The sequence below is a fragment of the Actinophytocola oryzae genome, from assembly GCF_004364325.1.
Classification (GTDB): Bacteria; Actinomycetota; Actinomycetes; order Mycobacteriales; family Pseudonocardiaceae; genus Actinophytocola; species Actinophytocola oryzae.
The window spans coordinates 103476-120590 of the sequence record NZ_SOCP01000021.1 but is presented as its reverse complement, the minus strand read 5'-3'; the positions used below and the strand labels follow the sequence as shown (position 1 = coordinate 120590).

Here is a 17115-nt window from a genome sequence, read left to right as displayed (position 1 = left end):
TTCGTCCTCTCAGCTCGCCGCGCGGGCGATCACGGCACCCACCACGAAGTCCGGGTACTCCTCGGCGATCTCGTCCACGTCCGGGAGGATGGTCACGTCCGCCAGGCCCGCCGCCTCGAACGTGGCACGCCACGCGCCCGGCGTCAGGAAGCCGTGTGTCGGCCGTTTCACCGGGTCGGTCATCACGTCGGTGAAGCTGTCGAGGAAGTCGAAGATGATCTCCGCGTGGATCGGGCGCGCCAGCTTCGTCGGCCGCACGCACTCCGACACCACCACCGCCCCGCCCGGCCGCAACGCCTTCGCCGCCTCCTTCACCACGAAGTCCAGGTCCGGCGCCACATGGAAGCAGTTCACCGAGTACACCGCGTCGAAGGTGCCCGGCTCGATGCCCTGCGCCTCCCACGGCTGCGTCATGTCCACGCGTGCCGACTCCACGGTCGTCGTCGGTGACGCCGCCGCGTTCGCCGCTCGTTCGCCGTGTCGGGCGAAGGTTTCCGCCACTTCCGTGAACCGGTACCGGGTGATCCCCGCGCCGAGCTTCCGCAGTGCCTGGTCCGCCGCGCTCCCGCAACCGCCGCCGATCTCGAGGATCTCGAACCGGCCGCCGGCTTCGGGTACCAGGCGGGACAACGCCTCCGCGCCGATCGTGTTGTTGATGGCGTACAGCAGGTTGTCGTTCGAGAAGTACTTCAGCCACAACGGGAGCTTCTGCGGTGCGAACAGGATCTCGTCGCCCGTGGCCTCGCCTGCGAAGAACCGTTTCGCCTCGTCCACCAGCGTTCGCAGGATGTCCACCGCCACCGCGGCGCCCGGCTCCCGCGCGGCCAACTCGGCGCCGATCTCCTCGAACTCGCCCACCTCGCCGCCGCCCGCGAAGTACCTGCCGTCGCCTCGCGTCAGGATGCCGCTGTCCGACAGCTTCTCGTACAGGAACTTCAGCGGAACCGTGCGGCGCCAGGGGATCGAGAGGTTCTTCTTCGCCAGCTGCACCGAGATGCCGGTCGGCGGCGGCAGCGCGCCGATCGACGTCAGGATCTGGTACGCGGTCGCGTCGACGAGCCGGCCGAACGTCTCGTTGGCCGCCAGGAACCGGTACGGGAACAGCTCCCGCACCCGATCGTCCGCTATGGCTGCCCGGAGCGTCGTGAACTCCTCGAGCTTGGGGTGGTTCTCGGGACGCAGGTCGTCCATGGTGCGCTCCTTTCGCTCAGGCCGCAGCGGTGCGGGTATTCGCCGTCCAGCTGTGGACGGTCAGTGGCAGCCCGCCGCCGAGGCGAAGCGACATCATCGGCTCCGGTATCACCCGGTGTCCGGGGACGTGGTCCAACCGCAGGTCGCGCATCAGCGTCGCGATGATGAAGGTGGCCTCCATCATCCCCAGGTGGTTGCCCACACAGAACCGTGGTCCCGCGCCGAACGGGAGGTGCGCGTAGCGGGGGCGATCGGTCTGCACGTCCGGGTCGAAACGCTCCGGGTCGAACCGGTCCGGCTCCGGCCAGTACCTCGGGTGCCGGTGCAGGGTGTACGGGGAGATCAGCACGTCCGCGCCCGCGGGCACGTGGTAGCCGCCGACCTCGTCGTCGGCCAACGCCCGGCGGGGCAGGATCCACACCGGCGGGTACAGGCGCATCGCCTCCTGCAGCACCATGTTGGTGTACCGCAGCTTCTGCAGGTCCAGGTACGCCGGTCGGCCGTCGCCGAAGACCGCCAGGGCCTCCTCGTGCAGGCGACGGCGCACGTCCGGGTGCCGGCTCACCAGGTTCAGCGTCCAGCCGACCGTGCTCGCCGTCGTCTCGTGCCCGGCCAGCAGCAGCGTCACCAGCTCGTCACGCATGCGCCGCTCGGCGACCCTCGGGTCGGCTTCCTTGCCCGTCGACGCGATGAGCCGGGTCAGCACGTCGTCGCCCGACTCGATCGGGTTCGCCGCCCGTTGCGCGACCAGGAGCCCCACGATCCGCTCCAGGTCGGCGCGGGCCGTGCGGAACTCGCGCTGTCCCTTCAGCGGCAGCCACCTCGGCACCAGCCCGAGCGTCTCCATCTCGAACATGGCCTGGTCCTGCACGGCCTCGAAGGAGTGCCCGATCGACTCGTACGCACCGAGATCGGTGTCCAGCAGCGTGCTGCCGAGCACGCCCAGGGTCAGCGCGGTGACCTCGTCCAGCACGTCCACAGGCGAGCCGGAGTCCCGGTGCCGACTCAGCCGTGCGACCAGTTCCAGTGCCTCGTCGATGATCACGTCGGCGCGGCCGGCGATCCGCTTGTGCTGGAACACCGGCTGGATCGTGCGCCGCTGTTCCTTCCACAGCGCGCCCTCGCTCGTGAGCAGACCGTCGCCCAGCGCGCGCTTCGCCTCGGTGTAGCCAATGCCCTTGTGGTAGTTGGCCGCGTTGTCCGCCAGCACGTGCTTCGCGTGTTCCGGGTGGTTGAAGATGTAGAGCTTCTTCGGGCCGATCGCCACCCGGACCGCGTCGCCGTACTCGCGGACCGCCTCGCTCATCAGGCCGATCCGGTCCGCGCGGAGCTGGCGGAGGATCCCCGGGGCCGCCCGGCGGGGCGGCCCCGGGGGGACCAGACGGCCGGAGCCGGTCACGCGGCTGCCGGGCGGGCGGCCGGCCCGCCGTCGTCCGGCACGGCCGCGATGGTCGGCGCCTCCGCCTTGGCCTTCTGCTCCGCCTCGAACGCGAGCCGCGACTTGTTCACGAAGTGCACTCCCCACAGGAACATGCCGCGGATCAGGCACACGATGGCGGTGGCGAAGAACAGCCCGTACGCGATGTGCGCGACCATGAAGATCCCGTACACCAGGGCCACGCCGCCACCGAACGCGAACTGCGCCAGCGGTTTCGACGGCGTGGTGCCCGGGTCGGTCACCATGTAGTTGGTGTACAGGATGAACGCGACGCCGGTCATGACCGCCAGCGCGCCCGCTATCGCGGTGTCGAACAGGATGCCACGCACGATCGCCTGCAGTGCGAAGACGGAGAGCCAGCCGAAGATCAGCCACATGCGGCCGGTCAGCTTCGCGTTCAGCATGGTGCCGGTGATGATGATGATCCCCGGCAGGATCCAGCTGCCCCAGTCGTTCAGGCCCTCGGTGAAGTGGTACGGCGGTGCGATGCTGCCCCAGGGAAACAGGATCAGCACCATGAGGATCCCGAAGTTCGACGGGTTCATGTAGTGGCGCAGGTTGCCGCGCACCGGGGCACGCAGAACCCACTTCGCCGCGACCGCGAGGGTGACCGCGAACATCATCACCCAGATCCGGTCGTTGACGTAGATCAGCATGTTCAGCGCGAGGCTCGTGATGTGCGCCGGGAACAGGAACTCCATCAGCCCCTTGAACCCTCGGCCCGCGTAACGCGGTGCCCTGCCCTCGACGCGGGAGCCGATCCGCTCCAGTGCCAGCTCGACCGTGTAGCCGGTGGCCAGCGCGACGAACGGCCAGATCCACGGCTGCTCGAAGCCGAGGAAGAGGTAACCGGCGATGTTGAACGCCGAGATCGAGATGGCGAACCTGCGCAGTGCGATGGTCACCTTGGGGTCGTGCCGCTTCGGGGGACCCGCCGGCGGGTTCCCGCCGGGCTTCACTTCCTGGACAGCCATTTCCCTCGTCACCTCTCCTCGGCCGTGTCGCCGAGCACGAACGAGTGCGAACCCTGGTCGAGCTTCAACATCTGCTCGTGCGTCTCGCCCTGGCGGTCCCGCCAGCAGATCATCACCTCGACCTGGCCCTTGGTGTCACCGAGTCCGATGTGGACCTCGCTGCTGCGCTTGCCGGCATGTCCGCTGCCGCCGTCGACGCGCGAGACGAACTTCCTGCCGTCCGCGGTCTTCACCATGACCTCGGCACCGGTGGCCGGCGAGCCGGAGGTCGGGGCGTCGCCCACGACCTCCTCCTGCTCGTGGGTCAGCTTGAGGTCGAGGTAGCCGCCTGCCGACGGGGCCTCGTTGTGGTAGAAGATCGGGTCGCCGTACTGCCTGGCCACCGCGAAGTCGAGCCTGCCGTCGCCGTCGGCGTCACCGGTGGCGATGCCCCGGGTCGGGATCGGCACGGCCAGGCCCAGTTCCGGGGCCAGGTCGACGTAGCGGCCGTCGTCGCCCTTCACGTAGAAGTGCAGCGTGTCGCCGCCCGCGATGTCGTCACCGAGGTTGGCGTTGGGCCAGAAGAACGGGTCGGCCACGAGGGAGTCGTTGGCCATGGCCAGTTCCTGCAGCTGCGGCCAGCGGTTGGTGTGCCCCTTGACGAAACCGTTGGAGATCGCGATGTCCAGCTCGCCGGAGTTGCTGAAGTCGGCGAGCTTGTTGTCCCAGCTCCATCCCGACCACGCGGTGCCGACCTCTCCGCTCTCGTCCCGGAACGGCGCGTCGCCGTCCCTGAGCTGCGCACGCAGGTCGGCCTTGTCCTTGGCCGTGTTGACGTACTGGAAGTTCGACTCCACGATGCCCCAGCCCACGGTCAGGTTGGACACGAACGCGTCGAACAGGCCGTCGTGGTCGAAGTCACCGAAGTCGACGCCCATGCCCTTGAACGAGTCCTCCCCGATGCGCTTGGACTTCGGGGTGCCGGGCGTCCTGGTCGTGTCCACCAGACTGAACTTCACGTTCCCCGGCGTGGACTGGTTGTACAGCAACCGGTCCTGGCCGAAGTCGTTGGCGAGGTACAGCTCGGGGAGCTGGTCGCCGTCCAGGTCGACCGCGCTCGAGGCCAGTGTCCAGCCGTGCCTGGCCTCCTCGGGCAGCACGTCCTCGGGCACCTGCTTGAACGTCACGGTCGGCTTGTCGCCCGCGGTCGCGCCCGCACACAGCAGGATGTGCTTGCCGCCGCCGTTCTGGGCATGCGACAGCGAGTGGTTCATCGTGACGCCACCGTTCTTGGTGGGGTCGAGGATGGGGCTGTCGGGGAAGTAGTTCCCGACGAAGATGTCGTCGTGGCCGTCACCGTCGATGTCGGACACCGTCGCCGCGTTCGAGTTCCACTGTGGACCGTCGTACTCGCCGTCCGGGCCCGTGTTGTCGCCGGGCACCGCCTCGGCCGCGACGAACGCGTCCGCGCCGAAGGTCTCGTAGTCGGCCTTCTGCAGGTGCAGCACCGGGGTGCGGCCCCACATGTAGATGAGCAAATCCATCCGGCCGTCCTCGTTGAGGTCGGCGGGCACGCAGCCCATCGGCGCCATGATGTCGTTGACCGGCAGCGGCGCCGGGTCCAGCTCGAAGGGCGCGTAGCGGTCACCCCGCTCGCCGGGTGTCGGCGTGATGATCACCTGGTCCGTGCGCGGGTCGACGAGGCACAGGTCGTTCGGCAGCCCGTCGCCGTCGAGGTCGTTCATCGCGACGGCCGCGCCGACCGAGGACATCCAGGCGTCGATGTGCTTGTACGCCTGGTTGACCTGGCGGATCGCCTGCTGCTTGTCCGAGGACGGCAGCGCGATGCTGCGGCCCTCGAACGCGTAGCCGCTCGCCAGGTCGTTCCTTTCCTCGGCCGAGGTGGACGGCAGGCTCACCGCGAAGAAGAAGCCGACGACGACCACGAGCGCGATGACACCGGTCAGCTGCCTCCGCAGCATGCCTGAAATCGCGTTCACGTGTTGACACCTCCAAGGGAAATGAATTCGTTGGCGAGCCGCTGCCGCCACACCTCGTACGCCGGCACGTCCCCGTCACCGGGTTCGGTCGGCCGCAGTTCGATCGTGGTCCTGGCCGCTTCCTCGGCCGTGGTACCGCAGAACACCCCGGTGGCCAGGTCCGCGTGCGGGGGCACGATGCCGGAGTTGATCCTGGCGTTGGCCGCGAACGCGGCACCCTGCGCCAGGCTGCCGAGGTGCTCACCCGCGCGGCGCGCGACCGCCCGCAGCTCGTGTTCCTCGACGCCGCCCGCGTAGGTGGCCGCGAGCCCGACGCCTGCGTAGAGGTCGCCTCGGCGCTCCGGCGCGTACCCCTCGACGAGGTCGCCGACCAGGTCCGGGTCGGTGCCGCCGATGAACCACAGCGCGCGGCCGATGCCCTGGTCGATGGCGCGGTTGGCGTACCAGCCGTGCCTGCCGCCAGGCCAGGGGAAGTTCGGGTTCTGGTAGTGGCCGTCGACGTAGCGGGCGGTGCGGAAGTAGGCCTGGTGGAAGCCGTAGCCGTCGAGCACCAGGGGCGCCAGCACCGGGTCGAGGTCCGCGGCCCCGGGCCAGCGGAAGCGGGGCAGCCTGGCCATCGCCCAGCCGATCCCCACGTAGACGAGGTACTGGTAGCGCCTGCCGACCGGCAGTTCGACGAACGTGCGCACGTTGTCGGTGCGGCCGAACGGCAGGCCGTCGAGCATGGCCAGTCCCATGCCCGCGCCCTCGTAGGCGAACCCGCGCAGCCAGTCGGTCACCTGCTCCTCGATCGGCCCCTCCGCGTCGGCGGGCGTGCGAGCCTCCACCGCGTGCGCGTAGCCGGTGAGAAAGGTCTTACCGACGGTCTCCAGTCTTTCCTGAGCAGCTGGGGACTTCTTGTGAAAGCCGCGCTTGTCGAGGCTCGTCTCGGCGACGTCGGGTGTCAGGAGACGGCGTCGGAGTGCGCGCCATGAACTGGTCAACTAAGTCCCCTACTCCTTGTTGAGGAAACGGCGTCGTTCGGTTCTCCGACAATCGTCACACGCGGTGCCAGGAATTCACGACTTCACGCGTGCCGGTTCGGGATCAACTCGCCTTTCGTGAATTGCTTTCAGTGTTCTCCGTGAGCTGCGCACGAATTCGGTTGCGCCACAGTTCGTAGAGCGGCAGACTCTGCGCCACCGGACCGGCGGGCTCGGCCTCCGTGCGGTCGGCGATCGCCACCGCCTCGGCCACCGACAGGCCGGCCAGCACCTCGCAACCCAGCGCGGAGTGCTCGGGCACGTGCCCGGCGAACTCCCGGCCCTTGATCGCGAAGACCACGCCGAGCCCGAGCTGCGACCAGTGCTCGCCCGACGCCGCACGCAGCTCGGCAAGACCCTCGGCCGACGCGCCGCCCGCGAACGTCGCGGCCAGGCCGACACCGCTCCACAGGTCCGCGTGCCGCTCCTGCGGGAACCGCTCGACGGCGGCGGCCACGTCGGCGGGGACGGCGCCGTTCATGAACCACAGCGCCCGGCCGATGCCCTGGTCGACCGCGCGCGGGAAGTACTCCGGCGAGCCCTCCCACGGGTAGGGCGCGGGCACCTTCTGCTCGTCGACATACCGGCGGGTGTGGAAGTAGGCCAGGTCGAAGCCGTAGCCGTCGACGGCGAGCCAGGTCATCGTCGGGTAGTACGGGGAGCCGGTCAGGTCCGGCATGATGGTGCGCCACAGCGGCCTGGGCAGGCGCGCCATGGCGAAGCCGATGCCGATGTAGGTGAGGAGCAGGTGCGGCGCGCCCGGCCCGAGCAGCAGCTCACGCGTGCGTGTGCCCTTGCCGCCCGCCATCGCGTCGCGGACGGTGAAGGCCATCGCGGCGCCCTCGTAGGCGAACCCGCGCTGCTCCACCTCCACCAGCTCCAGGCGCCGCTCCAGCTCCCAGAGGTCGCGTGCGGCGATCCCCCACTCGAACCCGCACACGACGGCCTGCGGGATGGCCTCGAGACGTTCGGTCGCGGGCGAGGCCGCTCCCGGGAAGCCCCGCTCGGCGAAGGTGACCGCGGACAGCTTCGGCGCCAGTACGAACTGGCGCAGTGAGCCGAGAAACGATGGCATCGATTCCTCCAGCAATGGACGCGTTGTCAGCGTCAGGCGGCCAATGACACGACGCATCTCCGCGAGTGCGCTGCCGGTTCATGTCGATCTCGCGATCGCTCGAAGATTTCTGTATTCACCGGAGCGCACCCGAGGAGAAGGAATTCCTTACCACAATGGTGCACCCTGGTCGATGGCAGCTAGAAGCGTGTGTCGAGGACTCGCCGGCTCGGCTGTTTCCGCGTTTTGCGGTCGACGCGATCGCGCGTTGATTTCGGGTCGGGCGGACACCGAGAATAGGCGGTACAGATTGAGCACCGAGCGGATCGCGATCGTCGGTATCGGACTTCGTTATCCCGACGCCGCCAGCACAGATGACCTCTGGGAGAACATCCTGGCCGGGCGCCGCGCGTTCCGCAGGCTGCCCGACCAGCGCATGAACCAGGCGGACTACTACTCGCCCGACCCGGACGCACCGGACAGGTTCTACTCCAGCAAGGCAGCTGTGCTGCGTGACTTCGAGTTCGACCGCATCAAGTACAAGGTCGCCGGGAGCACCTACCGGTCGACGGACCTCACGCACTGGCTGGCGCTGGACGTCGCCGCCACCGCGTTGGCCGACGCCGGCTTCCCGGAGGCGGAGGGACTGCCCAAGCGCGCCACGGGCGTGGTCGTGGGCAACAGCCTGACCGGTGAGTTCGCCAGGGCGAACCTCATGCGGCTGCGCTGGCCCTACGTGCGCCGCACCCTCGCGGCGGCACTGGCCGCGAAGGGCTGGGACGACGACGAGACCAGCGCCTTCCTGCGGGACCTGGAGCCGGTCTACAAGGCGCCGTTCCCGGCCATCGACGAGGACACCCTGGCGGGCGGTCTCGCGAACACCATCGCGGGCCGCATCTGCAACCACTTCGACCTCGGCGGCGGCGGGTTCACCGTCGACGGCGCCTGTTCGTCCTCGCTGCTCGCGATCGCGACGGCGTCGAAGGCGTTGACGGCCGGGGACCTGGACGTGGCACTGGCAGGTGGCGTCGACCTGTCGATCGACCCCTTCGAGGTGATCGGCTTCGCCAAGACCGGCGCGCTGGCCACCGACGAGATGAAGATCTACGACAAGGACGCCAACGGGTTCTGGCCCGGTGAGGGCTCCGGCGTCGTGGTGCTGATGCGCGAGGAGGACGCCATCGCGCGCGGCCTGCGGATCTACGCCTCGATCACCGGGTGGGGCATCTCCTCGGACGGCAAGGGCGGGATCACCCGGCCCGAGGCCGACGGGCACGTGCTGGCGATCAACCGCGCCTACGACCGCGCCGGGTACGGCGTGGAGACCGTGTCCTACTTCGAGGGCCACGGCACCGGCACGGCGGTCGGCGACGCGACCGAGATCGAGGCGTTGTCCAAGGCGCGCCGTAAGGCCGACCCGCTGGCCCAGCCCGCCGCGCTCAGCTCGGTGAAGGGCAACTTCGGCCACACCAAGGCCGCCGCGGGTGTCGCCGGGCTCATCAAGGCGACGCTGTCGGTGTACAACCAGGTCATCCCGCCGGCGACCGGCCACTACGCGCCGCACGAGAAGCTCACGGCCGACGCCGCCGCGCTCTACGTGCCGAGCGAGGCCGAGCTGTGGCCGAGTGACCAGCCGATCCGCGCCGGGGTGTCGGCGATGGGCTTCGGCGGCATCAACACCCACATCGCCATCGAGGGCGCGCCGGGGGCCACCCGCCGCACCGAGGTGCCGAGGAAGGCCACGACGCTGGTCGGCGGCCGGCAGGACACCGAGCTGCTCCTGCTCGACGGCGCGGACGACGCCGCGCTGCGTGAGCGGATCGAGCAGGTGGCCGAGCTGACCCCGAAGCTGTCCTTCGCCGAGATCGGCGACCTGGCCGGCACGCTGGCCGGGCAGCTCACGGGCGGCCGGGTGCGTGCCTCGGTCGTCACCACGAGCCCCGACGACGCGACCGGCAAGCTCAACCGGCTGCTCGCGGCGCTGGACGCGGGTGAGAGCCTGTTCACCGCGGACGGGGTGTACCTCGACCGCCGCCAGAACGCGCCGAGGATCGCCTACCTGTTCCCCGGTCAGGGGTCGGGCCGGGGCGGCACGGGTGCGCTGCGGCGCCGCTTCGCCGCCGCGGACGCGGTGTACGCGGAGGCCGCGGTGCCCACCGGCGGCGACCAGACGGCGACCGAGGTGGCGCAGCCACGCATCGTCGCCGGTTCCGTCGCCGCACTGCGGGTACTGCACACGCTGGGCATCGACGCCGACACCGCGGTCGGGCACAGCCTCGGCGAGCTGACGGCGCTGGCCTGGGCCGGTGCGCTGGGCGGCAAGGAGGTGCTGCGCCTGGCCAAGGCACGCGGCCAGGTCATGGCGAACGCCAGCCAGGGCGGCGGCGCGATGGCCGGGCTGTCCGCGACGCCCGCCGACGTCGAGGTGCTGTTCGGTGACGACGCGGTGGTGATCGCCGGGTACAACGGGCCGGTGCAGACGGTCATCGCGGGTGACGCGGCGGCCGTGGACCGGGTGTGTGACCGGGCGCGGGCCGCGGGCATCACGGCGACGAGGATCAACGTCTCGCACGCGTTCCACTCCCCCGCCGTCGAACCGGCCGCCGAAGCCATGACCGAGCGCCTGACCGAGTTCGCCCTCACCCGGCCGGTCCGCCCGGTCGCGTCCACGGTGACCGGTGACTGGCTCGACCCGGACACCGACCTGCGGACGCTGCTGCGTGACCAGGTGCTGCTGCCGGTCCGCTTCCACGAGGCGGCGGCGAAGGCGGTCGAGGGCGCTGACCTGGCCGTCGAGGTCGGGCCGGGGCGGGTCCTGTCGGGTCTGGTGGCCGACATCGCGCCGGGCACCCGGGTGCTGGCCATCGACACCGAGAGCAAGTCGCTGAACGCGCTGCTGTCGGTCGTCGGCGCGGCGTTCGCGCTCGGCGCCTCGGTGGACACCGACGCGTTGTTCGCCGAGCGGGTGCTTCGGCCGCTGCCGCTCGACGGGTCGTTCGAGTTCCTGTCCAGCCCGTGTGAGGCGGCACCCGACCTCGCGGTCGGGCTGCCCCAGCCCGGCGAGATCGTGGCGATCGACGTGCTGGCCGGGGGCACGGCCGACGAGGCCGAGTCCACCGAGGACGGACCGTCGACGCTCGACCTGCTGCGGCGCCTGGCCGCCGAGCGTGTCGAGCTGCCGCTGGACACCGTCACGGCGGCGACCCACCCGCTGGACGACCTGCACCTCAGCTCGATCACGGTCGGCCAGATCGTCAACGACGTCACCCGCCAGCTCGGCCTGCCGACGCTGGAGATGACGACCAACTTCGCCACGGTCACCCTCGGCGAGCTCGCCGACCTGATCGACGAGCTGGCGGAGTCCGGTGGCGGCAACGGCGGTGGCCTCGGCGGCAAGACCGAGGTGGACGGGGTCGCGCCGTGGGTGCGGCCGTTCTCCGTCGACTACCTGCCGGCCCCCGCGCCGGTGGTGACGGTCGGCACCCGTGAGGCGGGCACCTGGCAGGTCTTCGCGCCCGCCGGCCACCCGCTCGCGGAGCGGCTGCGGATCGCGTTGTCCGAGGCGGGCATCGGCGACGGTGTGCTGCTGTGCCTGCCGGACCACGGCGAGGACCACGTCGGCCTGTTCCTGGAGGCGGGCAAGGTCGCCGTCGCCGCGGAGACCGGCAGCCGGTTCGTGGTGGTGCAGGGCAAGTACGGCGCTTCCGGTCTCACCAGGACCGCGTTCCTGGAGTCCGCGGGCGTGGCGACCACGCTCGTGACGCTGCCCGACCTCGCGCCGACCACCGCGGCCGACGTGGACGAGGCCGTGCGCCGCGTGATCACCGAGGCGGCCGCGACCACGACGTTCAGCGAGGTCCGCTACCAGGCGGACGGCGTGCGCACGGCGCCGCTGCTGCGGGTGCTGCAGGCACCGGCGGAGCCGCGGGTGGCCACGCCGCTCGACGGCAACGACGTCCTGCTGGTCACCGGTGGCGGCAAGGGCATCACGGCCGAGTGCGCGCTGGTCATGGCCAAGGACTCCGGTGCGAAGCTCGCGCTGGTCGGCCGTGACGAGGCAGACGGTGACGAGGAGCTGGTGGAGAACCTGGCCCGCTTCGCGGCGGCGGGCATCGTCCACCAGTACGAGCGGGCCGACGTCACCGACGCCGCACAGGTGCGGGCGGCCGTGGCCAGGTTCGAGGCGAACCTCGGTCCGGTCACCGCGATCATGCACGGCGCGGGGCGCAACGTGCCCGGCGCGCTGGCCAACCTGACCGAGGACGAGTTCCGGCAGACGCTCGCCCCCAAGGTCGCCGGCCTGCGCACGGTGCTGGACGCCGTGGACCAGGACGGGATCAAGCTGCTCGTCACGTTCGGCAGCATCATCGGCCGGGCCGGTCTGAAGGGCGAGGCGCACTACTCGACCGCCAACGACTGGATGACCGAGCTGACCGTCGACTTCCAGAAGGCGCACCCGCAGGCCAGGGCGCTGGCGATGGAGTGGTCGGTCTGGTCGGGTGCCGGCATGGGAGAGAAGCTCGGTGTGGTCGAGGCCCTGATGCGGGACGGCATCACGCCGGTCACGCTGGACGACGGGCTCTCGGTGCTGCGCCAGATGCTCGCCGACCCGGACGCAGGCCCGATCCTGACGATCGGCGGGCGCATGGGCGGCCTGCCGACGCTGCCGATGGACACCGACCAGGAGCTGCCGCTCACCCGGTTCGTCGACCGCGTGGTCGTGCACTACCCGAACGTCGAGCTGATCACCGAGGTCGAGCTGTCCGCGGGCAGCGACCCCTACCTGTCCGACCACCTGCTGGACGGCGACCTGCTGTTCCCGGCGGTCATCGGCATGGAGGCGATGACCCAGGTCGCGGCGGCCGTGCTCGACCGCGAGGGCTCGCCGCTGCTCGAGGAGGTCGAGTTCCTGCGGCCGATCGTGGTCCGTCCGGGCAGCACGACGACGCTGCGGCTCGCGGCACTCGTCCGTGACGACGAGCGGGTGTCGGTGGCCATCCGGGCGGAGGACACGGCGTTCGGCGCGGACCACTTCCGGGCCACGCTGCGACTGCCGCAGCCCGTGCTGCCGGATCAGGGTCCGTCTCGGGAGGCCACGCAGCTGCCCTCGGTACCGGTCGACCCGATCGTCGACCTGTACGGCGGGGTTCTCTTCCAGGGCAAGCGGTTCCAGCGGCTGCTCACCTACCGCCGGGCCAGTGCCCGGCACGCGGTGGCGGAGCTGTCGACCACGACGCCCTCGGCGTGGTTCGCGCCGTACCTGCCGCAGGACCTGGTGCTCGCCGACCCCGGTACCCGGGACGCGGTGATGCACTCGATCCAGTGCTGTGTGCCGAACGCGACGCTGCTGCCGCAAGGGATCGAGAAGCTGTACCTGTCCACACGGGCCGACCAGACGTCCGAGTTCGTGATCATGGACGCGCGGGAGCGCTCGCAGGACGGGGACAGCTACACCTACGACATCGACGTGCTGGAGCCGTCCGGCCGCGTGGTCGAACGCTGGCAGGGCCTGACGTTGCGGGCCGTGCGGCACAAGGACAGCTCCGGCCCGTGGGTGCCGGCGGTGCTCGGGTCCTATGTGGAGCGATCGCTGGAGCGGGTGCTCGGTGGCAGCCGGTCGGTCGTGGTCGAGCCGGACCCGGTCGGTGACGGCACCGCGGACCGCAGGACGCAGACCGAGCTGGCCGCGGGCCGTTCCGTCGGCGCTCCGGTGACCGTGCGGTACCGCCCGGACGGCAAGCCGGAGCTGGACGGGGCCTCGATCTCCGCCTCGCACGGCGCGGGGTTGTCGCTGGTGGTGACCGGGTCCGGGCCGATCGGCTGCGACGTCGAGCCGGTGGCACAGCGCACCGAGGACGACTGGACGGGCCTGCTCGGCGCGGGGCTGATCGCGGTCCGCGACCTCGTGGCGGCGGAGGCGGGTGACGACACGGACGTGGCAGGTACGCGAATCTGGTCGGCGCTGGAGTGCCTGCGCAAGACCGGGTCGTCGACCAGGGCTCTCACGGTCGACCGCGTCGACCAGGACGGCTGGGTCGTGCTCTCCGCGGGTGACACCAAGGTCGCCACGTGGGTGACCACGGTGAACGAGGTGGCCGAACCGGTCGTGTTCGCCGTTCTCTCACCAGGCTCGGCTGAGGGTGACCGGCCATGACCACCGGTTACTACGAGATCCACCACCGGGTCGGGTTCGAGGAGACGAACTTCGTCGGCAACGTGTACTACGTCAACTACCTGCGCTGGCAAGGTCACTGCCGCGAGCAGTTCCTGCAGGAGATGGCACCGGCGGTGCTGGCGGAGATCATGCACGACGACCTGAAGCTGTTCACGCTGAAGGCCGAGTGCGAGTTCTTCTCGGAGATCACGGCGTTCGACGAGCTGGTCGTGCGGATGCGGCTGGACGAGCTGACGCAGACCCAGCTGCTGTTCAGCTTCGACTACGTGCAGCTGACGGACGGCAGGGAAAGCCTGATAGCACGCGGCAAGCAACGCATCGCGTGCATGCGTGGGCCCAACAACGACACGGTGCCCACCCGGGTGCCTGCGTCGTTGCTGGCCGCGCTCGCCCCGTTCGCCGCGGGTCAGGTCACCGTGCCGACCAGTCACACGGCCAACTGAGACAAAGGGAAAGGCGCGGCCAGGAGTCCTGGCCGCGCCTTTCCCGTGTGTCACCTGGGGCCGCGGTACCAGCCTGTCAGGGCCGCGCCCGCGTCGAAGTCGGTGAGGGTGCGGTGGGAACCGGTCTCCAGTGCGCGAGTCACCTCGCGCAACTGCGGCGAGCCGTGCACGGCGGCAAGCAGGTACGCGGCGTCCCGGGTCAGGCGGCACACCTCGACGAGGTCGGCCCGTGCGCGGACCGAGTCGTCGCCGGACCACCAGGCACCCGCACCCGTGTCGACCAGGGTCGCGAGGCGGTACGCGACGCGCTCGGCGTCGGTGATCATGGTCAGGGCGTCCATGGTCTGCACGTGTGACATCGCGCGTGAGGAGCCGCCATCAGTCGTCAGGTCCTCGAAGTACCAGTCGCGGGCGTCGAACGCGGCACCGAGCAGGGCACCCACCGAGGACGCCGCCCACACGGCCGACACCGGCACCGAACGCCAGTCGGCCACCGCGGACAGCGCGACGACCTGGTGCGCGGGCACGAAAAGCTCCTTCGCTACCGTCGTGGCGCCGTCCGTCTCGGCCACGGTCCCGGGGTCCCGCGTCTCGACCGTCAGGTCCGCCACGGAAACCAGGGCGACGACAGGGAACGGCTCACCACCCGCGGGTGGCACCACGACCGACACGGCCACCTGCCACTCGGCGTGCACGGCACCGGCGACGAACTCCCACCGCCCGTCCACCACGATGCCGCCGTCGACCCACACGGCCGTCGACGCGACCGACGGGGTGCCGCACACGAGCACACCGGGGGTGCCGAAGACCTCGTCACGTGCCCTGGCCCCGAACATCGTCGCGAGCCAGGTGGGGCCCCAGTAACCCGATGCCATCCACGCGGCGGCACCACCCGCCCGGCCCAGCTCGGCCGCGACCCCGACCAGAGTCCTCGTGTCGCAGTCGTAACCGCCGTAGCGGCGGGGCACCCGCAACCGGAACAGGCCGGCCTCCGCCAGCAGCTCCACGGTGTGCTCCGGCCGGACGCGCAGCACCGGGACCAGCTCGGCGGCGCGACCGACCAGTGCCGACCCGTCCGCATCCGGCACGACGACCTCCCCCGCGGGCTCGAATCCCCGACCGTTCGGCCCGATCGTGGCATCCGGGCGCCACACGCACATCTCCCTGCGTGCGCGGCTCACACGGCGAGGCGCACCGCCTCCTCGGCCGGGGAAGCACCGAGGAACTGGTCCCCGTAGAGGTCGCCCCGGTCGGGGAAGAACGTGAGTACGTTGCGTGCCGTGGTCTCCTCGACGAGTGTGGTCGCACCCCGGAAGGCGATGCCGGAGGTGCCGCCGACGTAGATGCCCCGGGCGGCCAGCTCCCGCACGCCCTGCGCGGCCTCGTCGTCGTTCGAGTAGTAGACGTCCTCGACCAGGTGCATGGCCGAGCCGATCACGGCGGGCACCGTGTTCTGGTTGCCGATGCCGCGAAGCACGCTCGGGCCCGGCTTCCCGCCGAAGGTGGCCGAGCCGACCCGGTCGGCCACGTAGCACGGGATCCCGTTGGCCCGCAACAGTTCCGACAGCGCCACGAAGTGACCACCGGTGCCCACCACGAAGATCGCGGCGTCGATCCAGCTCAGGTCGAGCTTCGGCGCGACCCTCGGCACCATCCAACGGCGGTAGGTCGCGGGGTTCAGCTCGGAGTCGTTCTGGTTGGTCCAGTGCAGGTCCGGCCGCGCGGCCAGCAGCTCCTCCAGCAGCTCCACGCGGGCCTGCTGGGTACCGCCGGTGGGGTGCGGGCCCGCCACGAAGTGCAGCCGCGCACCGAGCAGCTCGATCTTGCGCCGGGTGATGGCCGGGATGTTCCCGTCGGTGACCAGCTCGACGGGGTTGCCGAGGATCCTGCCCGCCAGCGCCAGGCTCACGCCGAGCGAGCCCGACGTCGACTCGATCACCGTCTGGCCGCGCCGCAGCAGGCCCTTCTCGTAGGCGAGCAACAGGATCCCGAAGCCGAGGATCGACTTGAAGCTCGACTCCGTCGTCGTCATGCCGAAGATCGCACGCAGGCGGCCCCGCCCGTGGGCGAGCGGGCCGCAGTCGAGCACCGGCAGGTCGGCGAAGTCGGCGAGCATCGTGCGGGCGGCGTGCAGCGGGTGCTCGTTCCGGTCCCAGTTCTGGATCATGACACGGTTCTCTCCTCGGCGGTGTCGAACATCGGTAGCTCCGGCGGCGGCGGGATGTGGAAGATCGTGACGAACGTGGTGAGCATGACCGGGTCGCCCTCGGTGTCGGCGAGGCCGAGCCACAGCGCGTCGGTCGGGCTCAGCTCGCCGGCCATCAGGTGCTTGAGCACCGGCGAGGAGATGATCAGGTCGGCGCCCGGCAGCTCGCCCTCGGTGACCGCGAGGTGCCCGTCGTCGACGCGGACACCGATCGCGATCGGGCCGAAGCGGACCTCGAAGCTCGCGTGGACACCACGTGCGTGCTCGGGGCGGAACGTGGCACGCATGGCCAGGATCGCCATGTCCACGGTGAACATGTCGCCCGGGCTGGGGTCGCCGAGTGACCGCGCGCCCCACCGGCCGAGGTCGAGCAGGACCGGCTCGAGGTCCTGGCCGTAGGAGGTCAGCTCGTAGACGTCGTCCCTCTGCCGCACGACGCCCGCGTCCGCCAGCTCGCCGAGCCGGGCCGCCAGCTCGCCTGCCGGCAGGCGTGGCAACAGCTCGGCCAGCTCGGCGAAGGGTTTCGGGCCGAGCAACAGGTCACGGACGACGAGTGCGGACCACCGGGCGCCGAGGATCTCGAACGCCCGCGCGATGCCGCAGAAGTTCCCGTAGGACGGACCGGCCATGTCC

Annotated in this window: 11 protein-coding genes; 2 read left to right on the top strand and 9 right to left on the bottom strand. The window is 70.6% G+C overall.

The window, feature by feature from the left end; translation table 11 throughout:
* Positions 1 to 9 precede the first annotated feature (9 nt).
* The 6 genes from CLV71_RS39085 to CLV71_RS39060 all read right to left on the bottom strand — a co-directional run bounded on the left by CLV71_RS39085 (position 10) and on the right by CLV71_RS39060 (position 7679).
* Complete coding sequence (locus CLV71_RS39085; protein WP_133907974.1) at positions 10 to 1191, bottom strand: class I SAM-dependent methyltransferase; 1182 nt, start codon at positions 1189 to 1191, stop codon at positions 10 to 12.
* A gap of 16 nt (positions 1192 to 1207) precedes the next feature.
* Positions 1208 to 2590 carry a cytochrome P450 gene (locus CLV71_RS39080; RefSeq protein WP_133907973.1) on the bottom strand — a complete coding sequence of 461 codons (1383 nt, stop codon included), beginning with the start codon at positions 2588 to 2590 and terminating at the stop codon, positions 1208 to 1210.
* The gene (locus CLV71_RS39075; protein WP_133907972.1) at positions 2587 to 3603 is read right to left on the bottom strand and encodes an enediyne biosynthesis protein; all 1017 of its coding nucleotides are present in this window, start codon (positions 3601 to 3603) and stop codon (positions 2587 to 2589) included. The genes CLV71_RS39080 and CLV71_RS39075 overlap by 4 nt, the downstream gene beginning before the upstream one ends.
* 8 nt (positions 3604 to 3611) lie before the next feature.
* Positions 3612 to 5582, bottom strand: coding sequence for a CRTAC1 family protein (locus CLV71_RS39070; RefSeq protein ID WP_166664439.1), 1971 nt, complete (start codon positions 5580 to 5582; stop codon positions 3612 to 3614).
* Positions 5579 to 6565, bottom strand: a complete 987-nt coding sequence (locus CLV71_RS39065; protein ID WP_133907971.1) for a DUF1702 family protein — start codon at positions 6563 to 6565, stop codon at positions 5579 to 5581. The genes CLV71_RS39070 and CLV71_RS39065 overlap by 4 nt, the downstream gene beginning before the upstream one ends.
* A gap of 103 nt (positions 6566 to 6668) precedes the next feature.
* Entirely contained in the window at positions 6669 to 7679 is a 1011-nt protein-coding gene (locus CLV71_RS39060; RefSeq protein WP_133907970.1) for a DUF1702 family protein, read from the bottom strand.
* A gap of 289 nt (positions 7680 to 7968) precedes the next feature.
* Here CLV71_RS39060 and CLV71_RS39055 point away from each other — a divergent pair, with 289 nt between their 5' ends.
* Together CLV71_RS39055 and CLV71_RS39050 are read left to right on the top strand one after the other, a co-directional pair.
* Positions 7969 to 13812: a type I polyketide synthase gene (locus tag CLV71_RS39055; protein ID WP_133907969.1), complete on the top strand. Its 5844-nt coding sequence runs from the start codon at positions 7969 to 7971 to the stop codon at positions 13810 to 13812.
* A complete protein-coding gene (locus CLV71_RS39050) occupies positions 13809 to 14276 on the top strand; it encodes an acyl-CoA thioesterase (protein WP_133907968.1) in 468 nt (155 codons plus the stop codon). The genes CLV71_RS39055 and CLV71_RS39050 overlap by 4 nt, the downstream gene beginning before the upstream one ends.
* Positions 14277 to 14326: 50 nt before the next feature.
* Here CLV71_RS39050 and CLV71_RS39045 read toward each other — a convergent pair whose 3' ends face one another.
* Genes CLV71_RS39045 through CLV71_RS39035 form a run of 3 tightly spaced genes read right to left on the bottom strand, consistent with a single transcriptional unit; the run spans position 14327 to position 17111 of the window.
* Positions 14327 to 15430, bottom strand: a complete 1104-nt coding sequence (locus CLV71_RS39045; RefSeq protein ID WP_166664438.1) for an acyl-CoA dehydrogenase family protein — start codon at positions 15428 to 15430, stop codon at positions 14327 to 14329.
* Positions 15431 to 15453: 23 nt separating this feature from the next.
* Positions 15454 to 16443 carry a pyridoxal-phosphate dependent enzyme gene (locus CLV71_RS39040; protein WP_133907966.1) on the bottom strand — a complete coding sequence of 330 codons (990 nt, stop codon included), beginning with the start codon at positions 16441 to 16443 and terminating at the stop codon, positions 15454 to 15456.
* Complete coding sequence (locus CLV71_RS39035; RefSeq protein ID WP_133907965.1) at positions 16440 to 17111, bottom strand: winged helix-turn-helix transcriptional regulator; 672 nt, start codon at positions 17109 to 17111, stop codon at positions 16440 to 16442. The genes CLV71_RS39040 and CLV71_RS39035 overlap by 4 nt, the downstream gene beginning before the upstream one ends.
* Positions 17112 to 17115 lie beyond the last annotated feature (4 nt).

Bases quoted from the DNA above. Each gene is read 5' to 3' on its own strand.
- CLV71_RS39085 (WP_133907974.1), bottom strand. From the start codon at position 1,191: ATGGACGACCTGCGTCCCGAGAACCACCCCAAGCTCGAGGAGTTCACG.
- CLV71_RS39075 (WP_133907972.1), bottom strand. From the start codon at position 3,603: ATGGCTGTCCAGGAAGTGAAGCCCGGCGGGAACCCGCCGGCGGGTCCC.
- CLV71_RS39060 (WP_133907970.1), bottom strand. From the start codon at position 7,679: ATGCCATCGTTTCTCGGCTCACTGCGCCAGTTCGTACTGGCGCCGAAG.
- CLV71_RS39050 (WP_133907968.1), top strand. From the start codon at position 13,809: ATGACCACCGGTTACTACGAGATCCACCACCGGGTCGGGTTCGAGGAG.
- CLV71_RS39040 (WP_133907966.1), bottom strand. From the start codon at position 16,443: ATGATCCAGAACTGGGACCGGAACGAGCACCCGCTGCACGCCGCCCGC.
- CLV71_RS39035 (WP_133907965.1), bottom strand. From the start codon at position 17,111: ATGGCCGGTCCGTCCTACGGGAACTTCTGCGGCATCGCGCGGGCGTTC.